Origin of the sequence: Nocardiopsis sp. L17-MgMaSL7 (assembly GCF_003182025.1) — a bacterium.
Lineage (GTDB): Bacteria > Actinomycetota > Actinomycetes > Streptosporangiales > Streptosporangiaceae > Nocardiopsis > Nocardiopsis prasina.
This window is the reverse complement of the sequence record NZ_QGTF01000002.1, coordinates 537,467-552,506: the sequence shown is the minus strand read 5'-3', so window position 1 is coordinate 552,506 and position 15,040 is coordinate 537,467. Positions and strand designations below refer to the sequence as shown.

Below are 15,040 nucleotides of genomic sequence, written 5' to 3'. Positions count from 1 at the left end.
CCCCGTCCACTCCACACAACGGAGTGCTCCATCCGGGCGCGGGTTGGGCGCGCGGCCCCGGCGTAGGCTGGGGCCCGTGGCCCACACCGAGGACTTCACCGAGCGCGCCCCGCGCGCCGTCCACACCGCCGCCCAGGCCCTGGGCGTCCCCGAGACGTCGGCTCACGAAGGGCCCGAACTCATCCGGATGGGGGAGCGCGCGGTGTTCCGCCTGCGCGACGGAGCCGTCATCGCCCGGGTCGAACGCTCCGTCGCCAGGTGGGCGGAGGCTGACCGGGAGGTGCGGGCCGCCCGATGGCTGGCCGAACAGGGCCTGCCGGTGAGCCGCCCCCTGCCCGGCGAACAACCCCTTCTGGCCGAAGGCACCGCCGTCACGCTCTGGGAGGGTGTCCAAGGGGAGTGGACCGTCCCCCGGGAGTTGGCGCGCCTCCTGCACACGCTGCACGGCCTCACCCCGCCGCCCACCCTCGACCTCCCCGACCTGGACCACTTCGACCGAGTGGCCGAACGCATCGACACCGCACCCGGCCTCAGCTCCACCCAACGCGACCAACTGCGTGAAGTTCACCGTGACCTGGCCACCCGCCTTCCGACCACGAAACCGGTGCTGGGTACCCATGTCATCCACGGCGACGCCAACATCGGCAACGTCCTGGCCACACCGCACGGCGTGGTGCTCTTCGACCTGGACGGCATCTGCTGGGGCCCACCCGAGTGGGACCTGGTCCTGACCGCCCTCTACCGGGACCTGGGCTGGCACAGCGAGGCCGAGTACGCCGACTTCTGCGAGGCCTACGGGTTCGACGTCACCGCCTGGGAGGGCTACCCCCTCTACAAGCAGATCCGGGAACTGCGCATGACCACCTGGCTCGCCCAGAAACGTGGGGAGAGCTCCGAGATCGACGCCGAGATCGACCAGCGCATCAACGACCTGGCCGACCCCCGACGCCCACGGGCATGGAACCCCTACTGAGCAGCCGACACCACAGCCCGAGCCTGGTTCAGGAACCGGTCCGCCGTCGGCTGCCCGAGGTAGGGCCGCACACTCCGGGCGAACGCGTCGAGGTAGCCCACGCACCGGGCCGAGGACGTCGCCCGCACCTGCGGCAGCACCACGGAGCCCAGATAGCAGGCCTCCTCGACCTCGCCCTGCCCCAGCACGGCAGCCGCCAACACCAGACGAGTGAAGACCCGGCTGCGCGCGTACTCCTCCCCGACCGAGGACGCCAGGCTCTGCTCCGCCAACCGCCGCGCCACATGGGCATGGCCCAGATCGCGATGGCAGTGGGCGACCTCGTCGGAGTACTCCGCATGGTCGAAGTAGCCGATCCACCCCGGATCGGACCCCGGGTCACGTCGACCGAAAGCCCGCTCCGCCTCACTCATCGCCTGGAAACACGCGGACTTGTCCTGCCCGGCGGCGTGGGCACGCGCTTCCATCATTAGGAACTGCGCCCGCATGGTCTGCGTCGCCCGCGCCCCGGCACCGCTCAACGCTGCCCGCGCCAGATCCCGCGCCTCGGCGTGCGCACCGACGTAGTTGGCCTGGTGACTCATGGCCGAGAGCACACTCGCCCCGAGCAGCCGGTCGCCCGCGTGCGCGGCCAGGTCCAGAGCCTGAACGAAGTAGCGGCGGGCGGCGCCGTTGCGCTGGGCGTCGTAGGACATCCACGCCAGGGAGAGCACGAACTCCGCGGACACCGCGAACAGAGTCCGGCTGGCCCTCTCCGAACGGGACTCCCGAACCAGTGGAACCACCGTGTCGTTGAGGTAGCGCACCGCCGCCGCTCGCGCGTTGTCACCGCCGAATCGGTTGTCCAGCGCGGAGAACGCCGCTGACGCGCTGCGGATCGCCGCGACCGGACCCTCCGCCACGTGAGCCTCGACCCCACCGGAGGCGGGACCGGACACCAACCAGGAAAGCACCGCGGAACTGACCGCCGAGGCCGGTGGCTGCTGCTTCACCCCTGGGAGGTCCTCCACGTCCACACCAGCCACCTGCCCCAGGACTTCGGCGGTCTTCTGCGGGGAACCGTTCAGTTCCAGGCCCAGCTCCGGTGGGACGCGCTCCACCACGGGGGAGGGGATGTCGTACCCGTGCGTGATGCCCTCGACCACCCGTCGTACGGTCTCCTGCTTACGCAGTTCCCGCTGGCCGCTCAGAACCCGGGAGACCATTGTCTGGGACAGGTCGCACATGCGCGCGATGGCGTCCTGGGCCAGGTCGGTGTGCCGGAGCAACAGGAGGATGAGCGCGTTGGCGTCCCCTTCGGCCGCGGCCCGCCGGACCTGGGGGATGCGCCAGAACCGCGCGGGCACACACGAGCAGTCGCCGCTCTCTCGGCATCGACCACAGTTTCCGCAGAACACGGGGGTGCCTTCCACTCGAAACCTCGGGGCGGGTGGGTGGCACAGAAGACTACGGGCGCCAACTCCAGCTCCGCCATGACCGGCTTGTCATGACCACCATGCCCGCACGGTCATGGGGATGTCAGCGGTTTCTCCGGACAGTGGCCCTATGACCCCAGCGACAACATCCAAGACCGGACCCGTGGCGGCGATAAGCTCGCACCGCACCCGTAAGGGGCCCGCACACAGCACCGACCCCGGCGGACACTGCCATTCCCCGGGACTTTCGAGGACAGAACCCGATTCCTTCGAAACTGGCGACCACAACCCCACCAGACGCGCTTCGAAAACACCACACGGCTCGAACGAGTTCGGGCCGTTGTTGCCCCGGCCCAGGGCCGATGACGTGGTCGGGCACGGCTACACGGCCTTCCAGGTGGTGCGGTTGGCGGTGTGGGCGGCGCGGGAGTGCCGCTGGGTGAACGGCATGGACATGGTCCACCGTACCGAGAACGCGTGGGAGGCCATCACCGAGCATCTGCACCTGGTGGCGGTGCGCCCGGGGGAGACCGAGCTGATCGCGATCGGGTGGAAGGCGATGAAGGCCCAGCACTACCAGGACCTCAAAGCCCACGGACTGGGCGGCAAGGACAAAGCCCTGGTCTCCAGGGCGTTCCTGCGCTACTGGACCAGCGCCTCAGCACCCGCTCACTCCCACGAAGACCTGCTCGTGGACCGCATCGCCTTGGCGCAGATCTGGACAGCCCTCACACCGACCCATCGCCAGGTGCTGACCGCACTGGCCGAACACGACGACCGCCGCCGAGCTGAGCGCGCGGTGAACATGGACGCGGCGGCTTTCACCCGGACCTTGGGCCGAGCCCGACGGGCGTTCTTCGCACTGTGGCACGAGGGCGAGACCCCCTCGAAGATGTGGGGCTATGACCGGCCCGGGGCGCGCCACCAGAACGTGATGTACCTGGTGCGGCTACGCAAGCAACGCGCCCTCAAGCGCAAGGCCGCAGGCACGGTTTCCCGCCAGGGCCACCGGCCGCCCAAGGAGTTGGGGGTGCTCAACAGTGAGCTCCTGGCCCGCTTCGGGGGAGGGGAGACCTATGCGGGCATGGGGCGGGAGTTCGGTGTGAGCGCGGACCTCATCAAAGACCGTGTGAATAAAGCCCGGACGGCACAGGGTAACGCCCTGCGGTGATGAAGCGATGTCGGTGCTGGTCTGAGGGAATCCACTCCTTTTTTTTCGTGTGGGGTTGAAGAACCTCGCTCACCCAAGCGAACATCGACCAGCCTTGCGGGAACAGCGTATTCCTTGCGGGCTTTAGGGGTTTTTGTGCTTTTTGTGTGGTGTGTGGGAAGTGCAGTTCCGGGTGGCGTGCGAGCCCGGGGCCATCGACACCCGACCAGGCCACACCTTGATGGAGAACGAAGAAGAAAGTCGTGGAGGCGCCCCGACACGGTGCTGTGAACACCGAGCCGGGGCTTCATCCCCACCTGATTGCAGCAGGAGGAGATCGTGGAAAAGCATAGCGGGCGGCACCGCAAGCGCCGACAGGGCTGGGGCGAGCACCTGCGTTGGGTCCTGGGGGCGGTGCTCGCCGCTGTGTTCTGTAGCCCGACCGGGCAGAGCACTCGACCGGCGGTTGAGGTGCGTCAACCGCTGCCGGCGCGGCGTCCGCCCCGAGGCCGTGAATCTGTTCTGGGGAAGACTGCGGGCAAGGTGGGTGTGAAGGTTCCTCGGCCCCGTGCTGGGGAAGCTCACACGGACACGCGCCTGGCTGGTCTGCCCCACCGGCGGGAGTTGTACACGGGGCGGCGTGGGTGGTGTGAGGACGATGACGGGGTGCGCGGGGTGCGCCTGTACCTGGCCGTGCACGAGAAGAAACAGCACGCCCGGCATCGAGCGAAGCCGGTGCCACCTGCACCTCGTCGAGAGGGCTCGGCACCTGGGGCTGTGCGCAGAGGTGGTGGTGAGCCGCCGCTTGATATGAGCGACCTGGCCGCAGTGGTGCGTCAGTGGCAGGCACTGCGGCAACCCGTGGCCTGACCTCGGACGGAAGTTTCCAGGGCCGTTCCCTTCCAGGGGACGGCCCTGCTTCGATTCCCTGACTTGCCAGTCCCAGAGAGGACGGGGTGCGGGGTCTGTCGAGGTCGTCGACCGAGGCGGTGCGGTGAGCGAGACATGCTCGGTGATTGCCCGTACACACTGACCGGCACACAAGGATGCGAAGCAGGACTGCCGAAGGCCTCATGCCAAGGGATCAGTTGAGGTCTTTCGAAGGTTTTTCTTCGGTGAAACTGCGCCGCCGCTTCGTGGTGGAAAGCAGTATGGAAAAGAAAATCATCACCCGATCTGCGAAGGCTCGCCTGAGTCTCCCCACACCCTTCGTCTCCGGCCCAGGCATGCTCTGCGGGGCGGGTGAGAGCCAGTGAATCAGTACTCCAACGCACCCTCCACGCCTGTGGACCCCCTGAAACACTCATTCTCGCAGGTCAGATCATGTTTGAGGAGTGTGACTCAAAACCAGACTTATACCCAGTGGGTAGTCACCTTCACGTAGGGGGCGGGGCCCTGGCGTTGACCCCTCGACCCCTCGGCCCAGGCGCCCCCTCCTGGCTCCCCCCGGCCCGCCCGTCCGCCCCCTCTTCGCTCTTTGAGTGCTCATTTATCACTCAGTTCCTCCAAGTGTCCAAGGGTGCATGCTTCGATCTTGGTCCGGTTGGAGGGGTATCATTTCATCGTTGCTTGCATGAGATTCTCTGATAGAGAATTGCGTGGCCAAAGGTGCATTCTCGCATGCATGGAATGGCGCCCCGGAGAGAGTGTGGGGCTCGGGATGCTTTGGGCTCGGTGCGCGTGCTCGGTGTGCTGGTCGGCCCCGGCGTGCTGGGGCAGATTGAGCTGGCGATAAAGGAATTCTCTGTGAATCTAGGGAAACCTTTCCTGTGCGGTCCCCCTTCTCTCGGGGAGGGGAGGCGGTGAAAACAGGGGGCTCCTGTGACTACGCCTGTGACTATGCCTGTGACTACGCGCATCGCCCTGCCTGTGACTACGCCTGTGACTACGCCAGCGCCCCCAGTGGCGCCACCAGGCCGAAAGTTCGCATCCTTGCAGGTCAAAGCCTATTTGGGTGTGACTCACGAATCCAGACTTATACCCAGTGGGTAGTCATCTTCACGTAGGGGCGGCGGCCCCGGCCTGCTCGCGGGTCGGCCGTCCCGCCGTCCCGCCGACCCGCTACCCCTTGCTCTCGCTCTGGCCCGCCCTCCGCCCCCTCTTCGCCTTTTGTTGTCAATTACAAAATTGCCATTAGTTAACTTCACTAAAACCATTGCTGGGGAGCTGGATTGCTATTCGAAATTGGGGTGCGGGTCGAAGGAGTGATCGTGCGGGTGGGCGCCGAGCATGCCCCGCCGCAGCCGAGTGGTCTGGTGCGCCGCCGTGAGGCGCGCGGGCAGTAGTGGCTGAGGTGGGCCACGGCTGATGGGCCGGAGGGGGATCCGGTGCGCGGCGGTGCGGCCTGGTCGAGAGGGGCGCGGCGGTCGAAGGAGGGGATGCCCGAACGTGCCGGGACCTCCCGCCGTTCAACGTCTGCCAGGGCTGCCGGTCCCGTTCTTCTGGCTTGTCCTCTCCCACGGGTTCAGTGCGCGGTGTCGAAGTCCTGGTGCCTGGGCGGCTCTCTTGCTGGGTGAGGGAGAAAACCAGAGGAGGTGCACGGGCGTGGGGGCGAGCACGGGAGCTGGGCGGCACTTTGTGTCCAGGGCGGTGGCCACCGGGCTCGGGGCTGCCATGGGGGCGGCGGGCCGGGCGGGTTCCCGTTCTGTTCGGGTCGTGGGGCGGTGTGGGGCCACCAGCGCCCCCACACCGCCCGAACACCCCTGGCTCGACCCCCCGGGCGAACCATGGGGCCAGCGCCCCCACGGGGCCAGTGGTGGCCACGGCCAGTGAAAAGGGCATAACGCCCGTATCGGGTGGTGCAGGGGCGGCCAGGGGGGGGGTTGGTCAAGGCGCTTGAGCGTCAGGGCGAGTTCGAGTGGTGGGTGTTGGGTCCTCGTGCTGCGGGGGTTGTCTTGAGGGTGTTGGCCTCGGGCGGGTTGGGGCGCTCCATCACGTACTGCACACAGCACACCTGCCAGAGCGTGTTCCCGCATGCGACGGCGGAGGTTGGGGCCAGCGCCGTGCTGCTACGCGGTGCGGCGGCTCCGGCTGCGGCGGGCGGCTTGCTCCCGGTGCGGTAGCCAGTTCAGGGGAGCACACCAGGAGCACCACGAGGCGCTCCGCCCCAGGCGAGTAGACGGGTTCACCCGTTCTGGCCTGGGATTTCCTCGCGTCCGGGGCCTGTGGACCATCGGATCAAAGGTCCCCTGGCTGCTTCTCGGCTTGCTCGTCTCGCCATACCCATAGAACGCGTTTGTTGTTCAGTATGTCCGAGTTTTCGATTGGGAGTATCTACATTTGATCGAATGAGGCCTGTGGAGAATCTGTCTGCATTTCCCATGCAACGAAATATTTCTTGTTTATTAGATAGTTCCTAAAGGCTCCACACTCGCCCCAGTGCTTCGTCCGCTAGCAGTCTTGCCCTAGTTTCAATCTGGTCATTGGATGGGTGATCGATAGAGCTGGCCTCCCAATTGGCGAGTTCTCCATCGAAGTACGCACGACCTTTCCTCAATGCCCTGGTCTTGAATGGCAATGGAGAGTCCCCCAGGTCGCTGTTCAGTCCAGCAGTGAGCAATGTCAGGTTGCCTATCGAATAAATAGGGTCTCTATAGTCTGTCGAAGCCATCGACTGCGGCTTGATATGTTCAATGGTCCACGTCGTCAAGTTTTGTCCTGCAGGCAGTAGTCGATCACGTTTTGCGAACGACATCAGTACGTAAGCGATAAACAACTTCCGAGCCCTCGGCTTCTGTGCCTGCTTCAATTGAAGTGACGGGGCGTAGAAGAGGGAGGTGAATGCCTGGTGAGCTCTCGCTTTATTGGGAAGGCTGGATCGCAGCTTTTCTTTCAAGTCCTCGATAGCCGCTGCGGCTTCACTGGTAGAGCGCGCTTCTTCTAGCCGAACTGCGAAGCGGTTATAACGAGCGCGAGTTCCCCCTGTGGACCCACTGTTAGTCAGTGCTGAAAATTGAAAATGGAACGCCTCCACGAGCCTCAGCACCTCAATGAGTTGCGCCTGCTTGAAGAGTCTTGTTTCTTGATATTTGCGAACTGCAGCAAGAATAGTTGAATTGGCTACAGAGACGTTAAATATGGCAAGGGCTCGAATGCTGTCAACAAATTCCGGGATTGTGAAAGCATCGCGGACTCCATTCTGCTTTGGCTTGATTTGCAAATGCTCAATATCTAGCCACTTGTATGACTCTGAGTCTTTTTCGAGTTCTTCTAGGTGAGATAGATGCGCAGCTGGTTCGGCTCTAACCATATTACTGATCTCTTTAAAAAGTTCGGGCTCCTTTACTGCAGTGCGCCTCGAGTTCCAAGACTGCCAAATGAATCGATCGACGGAGTCCGTGTTCGCATGCTCTAGCTGAACTCGGTCGATGAGTCGTTCCCACCGGTCTGCAATTGTCTGGCGATCTTTAGGATCTGTCGCTCCACCTCGGATTAGTAGATTTTTTACGAGGTCAGAGAGTCGCAGTTCGGAGCCGCGCGTATTCAGCGTTTCGAAGACCAAAAATCCGTCTTCTTCTGATGCCAGTTCGACTTGGATCAAGCGTGCCTTTAGTGCGTTTGAGCGAATTACCTTAAGGCGCTCGATTTGCTCATTGGGTGTCTTTTTGTGAACGTCTTCGAGTATCTTCGACTCAAAGAAAGCCCTGGCTTCCCCGATTCGCTTTGCGCTCCCATTCCACATTGCCCCGGAGGGAATCGCATTTGGATTCTGTATCTCTTCGTGGAACATTGGTTCGGGTCGCAGCAAAACGGGATAATCATTGCCGTCGTCATCCTTGGTTACCAAGTATCTTTGGGTAGCCTCCGCCTGGCTCCTGGCCATTTCCGGATTAAAGTCGTCGGCGCCGGTGTGCGTATTGGCAAATCCACTAAATGCGTCACGTACGACAGAAAGGAGTATTGTGCTAGTGGTGAGCCTCTGTTGGCCGTCAATGATTGAGTACGTATCGTTGAATAGTTCCCTCTTTTTGCTAACCCAAGTCACAGTAGAGCCGAAGAAGAAATCGCCCTTTGCTAGAATTACGTCATCCCAATACTCAGCGAGTTGATCTTCGGACCAACTGTAAGGCCTCTGGAAATTGGGAACTTCGTACAGGCACTGCTGGAAGCAAGTTTGCACGGTCCGAGTCTGGCTCTTGATGGGAATTAGATCATTACTCAAAGCTGTCTCAACCATCTCTCGCTGCCACTCCTTGTTGTGAGCCACGTTAACTTAGAGCGTAGCTCAATCTCGAAGCTGTGGGCCTCTTTGGGTTAATACTTATCATAGTGAGTTATATTTGGGAAGGGTCAGGAAACGATGCACCCGCTTGTCCAGGAACCTCGTACGGAAGCCACATTTCGCTCGGTGATCTGCGGGTACGGGTATAGGAGCGGTTTTGCGAGGCGGGTGCGCCTGTGGTGCCAGCACACTCCGGCTCTGTGTTGGTCCGGCCAGTTCTACCGATGGACGGCGTGTTCGAGGTTGGGACTGAAGGGGGTTCAGGGCACCGAGCAGATTCTTGTTCGCAACAACGGTCAGTGGGTCGTGGCCAGGTTCAAGAAGAGACCGTTTGTCAGAGTTGGTCGGCGCCAGTCCCTGGGTGTTTGTGGCAGACCGGGCATAGGTGGCGGCCACCGCTCACACCATTAGGGCGTGTTCGGTGGATCTTGTGATGTGGAGCGGTCGGGTTGTGTGCGTGGCCGGATGAGGATATCCGCGACGCGTACGGTAGCCCGGTAGGTCGTGGCGAGCTTGTCATAGCGGGTGGCCAGCGCCCTGAACTGCTTGCGCCGGTTCATCAACCGCTCCACCCGGTTGCGTTGGCGGTAGGCCTGTCGGGCGGTCTGCCTCCCGCCGATCCACGTCTGAGCCGGTTCTTCTTCTGGTCCTCGCGCTCGGGGACGGTGCACTTGGTCCGTGTGGAGCACAGGGCGTCCCGGTTGGCCTTGGAGTTGTAGGCCTTGTCCCTGGCAGACCTTCCAAACGGGTGCGGGGACGCCCGGCCCGGGATGGTTAATGCGCACCAGCCCCACCAGCGCCGGCAACCGCGATGTGTCGGCGCCCTGACCCGGGGGCAGGGTGGTGACCAGGGGGGGTCCGTTGCCCTCGCAGATGGTGTGGATCTTGGTGCTCAACCCTGCCCTGGACTTGTCGAATCGGGCATGTCGCACACCGGGTGGCCAGGTGTGGCGAGTTGGGATAGGTGTCACCCTGCTGTGTGTCTAGCTGTGGGGCGCTGGTGAGCGGACGCGGGGCCGTCCTGGACTGTAACGGTTGAGCGATTCCTGGCAGGGCCCCAGAGGTCCGGGATGGCAAAGTGCTCCGGGAGGTGGATCCCCACCTGCACTCACCTTGTACTGGGGAGCACACGAGGAGCACACATGGCCCCGAAAACACGTCGAGGACCTCTCCCGAGGTCCTCGTGTGCCCCGTCTGACCTGGGGTTTTGTGGTGCACCCAGCAGGATTCGAACCTGCGACCGTCGGATTAGAAGTCCGATGCTCTATCCACTGAGCTATGGGTGCTCGGTTCAATTGTGGCGCCTGGTCGCGCTGTGTGGCCGACCTGTGACCTGGGGATGCAGCGTGTGCCGCTGGTCCCTCGGTGAGACATCCTAGGGCATTCGGCGGATGTCGCCCAAGGGAGGGCAAAGTCTGACCAACTACGGTGATTCGTAGTTGCGTCTCGTTACCACGTGTGTTCCACCAAATCGGTCGCTATGGGCTTCGCGCACCACGTTACCGGTGATTAACCCCTGGTGCGCTGCTGTGCGACGGGTGTTTCGTGAACTCCGGGGTGCTCGCCGGCGTCGGGGGTCACTCTGAGGCTCAGAAGATCCACCACTGGCCTATCAGTGACGCCACCGTGAACAGCATGCTCCTGCCTTCCAGGGTCGACTCTAGGCTGCTCTACGTGTATGGGCGAATACATTGCGTGGCAAACGCGGGTTTGCAGGGGTTTGGTGGTGCCCAGGGGTGCTGTTGACCGGCGGAGGGGAGGGGGCAGCTCGAACGCCGGTCAGCGTGGAATCCAGGATCGGCCGCCTTGGCGGCCGATCCTGGGAGGGTTCAGGACGCGAGACTGCGCGCGTAGTTGACCTGCTGGTTGACGTGCTGCACGTAGGACCGGTTGCTCACCATGATCTGCGTGGCGTGGTAGTGACCGCCGCCCTGCACGGTGACCTGGACGTGTCCGGTCGTCTTGTCCTCCTTGACGAGGAGGATGAGCAGGCCCAGGAGGCAGGTCCACCAGAAGATCAGGATGGCGACGATGATCGCCCACACGGGGGTGGTCCGCTCCGTGCGGCTCATGTCGCTGATGGTCCAGACGGTCCCCTGGATGGGGAAGCGGCCGGACGGGGTGATCACGGTGTTCTGCGTGATCGCGATGTCCCCGATGGTGTCGAGGGTGGGTTCGTGCGGCATGCCGCCGTCGTGGGGCTGGTACCCGCCGGTGGGGGCTCCGTAGGGCTCCAGCTGGCCGCCGGTGTGCTGTTCGGGGGACTGGCCCCAGCCGGGGGTTCCACCGCTGGGCTGCTGCCAGGGCTCGCCCTGAGGGGGATCGGGGTACTGGTTCATGGGCCGATTGTGTCAAAGGAGTTCTCCGTGACCGGTGCCCGGCGGCGCAACGAATGAGGTTGTGGCCGGTTGTGGCCAGTGCCCACGGTGAGTGTCGGCGGCGGTGCAGGGTGCTCATGCGTGTTTTCGCAGGTGTGTCCCGGGTCACCGCAAACCAGGCTTTTGGGGGACCGGGGTCCACTTTCCGTGGACAAATGTGAAAGACTTTCGCACTTTGTGTACCGGTGCGTAACATGCGGCTGATCCATCGCCCGAACCCCCTGGTGGTGACCGCACATGCCCCCGAACCTCCGACCCCCGAATCCGTCCCGACGGCTCCGTACGGGAGCCGCGGGAGCGGCCCTCGCGATCTCCGCCTCGTTGGTCGCCGCACTGCCCGCCACCCCCGCCCTGGCAGCGCCGGAGGACTACTGCGCTCCCGGGGCCTGCCTCGACATCCTGCCTCCGGGCCAGAACGGCAGCGCCACGCTGGTGGAGATCCTCGGCCACCAGGTCTTCGGCACCCGGCCCCAGCACTCGTCGAGCCAGCTCGACATGTACGACAACCTCGTCCACCACTACGACGGCCTCACGGACGAGGGCCTCGACGACTTCTTCATCGACGCCAGCTTCGGCGTCGACGAGGGCGACGTCGACCGCCGGTACCAGCCGCGCGACGACGTCACCATCACCCGGGACCGCCAGCACGGCATCCCGCACGTCCAGGGCACCACCCGCGAGGGCACCATGTTCGGTGCCGGGTACGCCGCCGGTGAGGACCGCCTGTTCCTCATGGACGTCCTGCGCCGGGTCGGCCGGGGTGAACTCACCTCCTTCGCCGGGGGCGCCGAGGGCAACCGGGGCCTCGAACAGGACCTGTGGGGCACCGCGCCCTACACCGAGGAGGACAAGCAGACCCAGGTCGACCGGGTCGCCGACAGCGGCGAGCGGGGCGCCCGGGCGCTGGCCGACGTTGACGCCTATCTGGAGGGCGTCAACGCCTACATCGACGAGGCGGACAGCGGCCGCTACTTCCCCGGCGAGTACGTCCTCACGGGCCACAAGGACGCCATCACCAACAAGGGGGAGATCGAGCCCTTCACCCCCACCGACGTCGTGGGCATCGCCGCGATGGTCGGCGGGATCTTCGGCGGCGGCGGTGGAGGTGAGGTCCAGGCCGCGATCGTCCTGGCCAACTTCCAGGACCGCTACGGCGCCGAGGAGGGCCTGGAGCTCTGGCACGCCTGGCGCATGGAGAACGACCCCGAGGCCGTGGTCAGCGTCGACGGCGAGTTCCCCTACGCCCAGACTCCGGACGACCCGGTCGGCGAGGTCGTCCCGGACGCCGGTTCCGTCGAGCCCTACAGCATCGTGCACGACGAGTACGGGTCCGCCGCCGCCACGGCGCAGCGGGCGGGCTCGGATAAGAGCGACGACGTGCCCGGTGCGGACGCCCCGACCGTCGAGGAGCTCCCCGAGGAGCAGCGGGCCGAGCTGGAGCAGATGGTCGAGGACGGCGACCTGTCCGCCGCCGAGGGCATCTTCGACGACGGTGTCCTGCCCGAGGGCTTCCTCGACCCGCGCGGCATGTCCAACGCCCTGCTCGTCTCCGGCCAGCACACCGAGAGCGGCAACCCCGTCGCGGTGATGGGCCCGCAGACCGGCTACTTCTCCCCGCAGCTGCTGATGCTCCAGGAACTCCAGGGGCCCGGCATCAGCGCCCGGGGCGCCTCCTTCGCGGGGGTCAGCTTCTACGTCCAGATGGGGCGCGGCGCCGACTACGCCTGGAGCGCCACCTCGGCGGGCCAGGACATCACCGACACCTTCGCGGTGGAGCTGTGCGAGACCGACGGGTCCGACCCGTCGACCTCCTCGCGGGCCTACGTGGACTCCTCCGGCGGTTGCACGGAGTTCGAGGAGCTCAGCGTCAGCAACGACTGGACGCCGACCGTCGCGGACGGCACCCCGGCCGGAGGCTACACCCTGACCTCACTGCGGTCCGAGTTCGGCCTCGTGCGGTCGTTCGCGACCGTGGACGGCTCACCGGTGGCCTTCACCGAACTGCGGTCCACCTACATGCGCGAGGTGGACTCCATCCTCGGCTTCCAGCGGTTCAACGACCCGGGGGAGGTCACCTCCGCGGAGACCTTCACCCAGGCGGCCGAGGACATCGGGTACGCGTTCAACTGGCACTACGTGGACGACACGGACATCGCCTTCATCAACTCCGGGTCCAACCCCGTCCGGCTGGCGGGCACCAACCCGACCCTGCCGATCGACGCCTACTCCGGCTCCGGATGGTCGGGCTGGGACCCGGCCACCAACGAGGCCGACTACCACCCGCAGTCCGACCACCCGCAGGAGATCAACCCGGAGTACATCGTCAACTGGAACAACAAGCCCGCGCAGGGGTACACCTCGGGCTGGTCCACGGGCTCGGTGCACCGCAACGACCTGCTGGACGCCAGGGTGTCCGGGCTGATCGGCGACGGGCACCGGTTCACGCCCGCCTCGCTCACCGCCACCATGATGGAGGCCGGAGTCGCGGACCTGCGCGCCGAACAGGTCCTCCCGCTGCTCCTGGAGGTCATCGACACCCAGGCCGTGGACGACCCGGATCTGGCCGGAACGGTGGAGTCCCTGCGGGCCTGGACCGGGGCCGGTTCCCTGCGACGCGAACCCCAGCGCGACGCCGGGTACTACGACCACGCGGACGCCATCCGTGTGCTGGACGCCTGGTGGCCGCTGCTGGTGCGGGCGCAGTTCGAGCCCGGTCTGGGCGAGGACCTGTACACGCAGCTGACCCGCGCCGCGCAGACCGACGAGTCCCCCTCGGGGGCGATCGGCGGAGGGGAGCCCGGCAGCGTCAACCAGAGCCAGGCCCACCGGGGGTCGGCCTTCCAGTACGGCTGGTGGTCCTACGTGGACAAGGACCTGCGCTCGGTCCTGGGCCAGGAGGTGGACGGCACACTCGGCGACCAGGTCTACTGCGGCGAGGGTGACCTGGACTCCTGCCGCACGGTACTGCTGGACAGCCTCGCGGAGGCCGCCGCGACCCCGGCGGGCGACGTCTACCCCGGGGACGACCACTGCTCGGCAGGGGACCAGCTCTGCGCGGACACTGTGATCCACCAGTCGGTGGGCGGCATCAACATGTGGCCGATCGCCTGGCAGAACCGGCCCACCTACCAGCTGGTCTACCAGTTCTCCGGCGGGAGGTGACCGGGCGCGGCCCCCGACGGTGACGGACGCGGCCCGCGGGCCCTCGGCGACGGGGGTGTCGCGGGCCGCGATTCGTGCATCTGTTGCCGGGATCTTGTGGTGCGCGGGGTATGTGTGGGTAGCTTAAGGACTACCCGAAACCACAGCGGGAGGGCCACAGGAAAATGCCTGTCTGGCTGATCTGGATCATTCTCGCGGCCGCCCTCGGGGTCGCCGAGTTCCTCACCCTGACTTTCGTGCTGGGACTCCTGGCGGCGGCAGCGCTGGTCGCCGGGATCCTCGGCGCCATCGGACTCCCGGTGGTCGTGCAGATCATCGGTTTCGCGGCCGCGTCCGCCGCCGGGCTGATCCTCGTCAAACCGATCATGGACCGCCAGCTCAAGCGCGGACCGGACGTCCGTTCCGGCACGGCCGCGCTGGTGGGCCGCTCCGGCGTCGTGCTCCAGAAGGTGGACGCCGACAGCGGAAGGGTCAAGCTCCAAGGAGAGGAGTGGTCGGCGCGCTGCCTCGACGAGGACCTGGTGATCCCGGTGGGGGCGCACGTCGACGTCATGGAGATCGACGGCGCGACCGCCGTCGTCTACCCGCGTGAGGCGCTCCCGGAACCACCCGAACTGCCCGAACGGAACCGTCCGGACCAGGACTGAGCGGCGCCGGAGCGGCACGGAGCCCCTCCGACGAACCCGCCACCGCGGCGGGCGCGTCCGGCGTCAGCTCCCCAACCGAACAACGGAACAGACC

Annotated in this window: 7 protein-coding genes and 1 tRNA gene; 4 read left to right on the top strand and 4 right to left on the bottom strand. The window is 65.3% G+C overall.

What is annotated here, in order from left to right:
- The first annotated feature begins 76 nt into the window (after positions 1-76).
- Positions 77-973, top strand: a complete 897-nt coding sequence (locus tag BDW27_RS05060; protein WP_110048397.1) for a phosphotransferase enzyme family protein — start codon at positions 77-79, stop codon at positions 971-973.
- Here the strand turns inward: BDW27_RS05060 and BDW27_RS05055 are convergent.
- Positions 967-2,370: a hypothetical protein gene (locus BDW27_RS05055; RefSeq protein ID WP_370446429.1), complete on the bottom strand. Its 1,404-nt coding sequence runs from the start codon at positions 2,368-2,370 to the stop codon at positions 967-969. The two genes, BDW27_RS05060 and BDW27_RS05055, sit on opposite strands and share 7 nt — an antisense overlap.
- Positions 2,371-2,731: 361 nt before the next feature.
- On the opposite strand from BDW27_RS05055, the gene BDW27_RS05050 reads away from it, so the two are divergent.
- A complete protein-coding gene (locus BDW27_RS05050) occupies positions 2,732-3,559 on the top strand; it encodes a hypothetical protein (RefSeq protein ID WP_233515639.1) in 828 nt (275 codons plus the stop codon).
- Positions 3,560-6,893: 3,334 nt separating this feature from the next.
- On the opposite strand, the gene BDW27_RS05035 is transcribed toward BDW27_RS05050, so the two are convergent.
- The 3 genes from BDW27_RS05035 to BDW27_RS05020 all read right to left on the bottom strand — a co-directional run bounded on the left by BDW27_RS05035 (position 6,894) and on the right by BDW27_RS05020 (position 11,098).
- A complete protein-coding gene (locus tag BDW27_RS05035) occupies positions 6,894-8,744 on the bottom strand; it encodes a DUF262 domain-containing protein (RefSeq protein WP_199560538.1) in 1,851 nt (616 codons plus the stop codon).
- A gap of 1,225 nt (positions 8,745-9,969) precedes the next feature.
- Positions 9,970-10,045 (bottom strand) — tRNA-Arg (locus tag BDW27_RS05025).
- 543 nt (positions 10,046-10,588) lie between these two features.
- Positions 10,589-11,098 (bottom strand): hypothetical protein, encoded by a 510-nt coding sequence (locus BDW27_RS05020; protein ID WP_110048391.1) that lies wholly within the window; start codon positions 11,096-11,098, stop codon positions 10,589-10,591.
- A 276-nt stretch (positions 11,099-11,374) separates the two neighbouring features.
- On the opposite strand from BDW27_RS05020, the gene BDW27_RS05015 reads away from it, so the two are divergent.
- Positions 11,375-14,299: a penicillin acylase family protein gene (locus BDW27_RS05015; RefSeq protein ID WP_110048390.1), complete on the top strand. Its 2,925-nt coding sequence runs from the start codon at positions 11,375-11,377 to the stop codon at positions 14,297-14,299.
- Positions 14,300-14,463: 164 nt separating this feature from the next.
- Positions 14,464-14,946, top strand: coding sequence for an NfeD family protein (locus BDW27_RS05010; protein ID WP_017545155.1), 483 nt, complete (start codon positions 14,464-14,466; stop codon positions 14,944-14,946).
- Positions 14,947-15,040 lie beyond the last annotated feature (94 nt).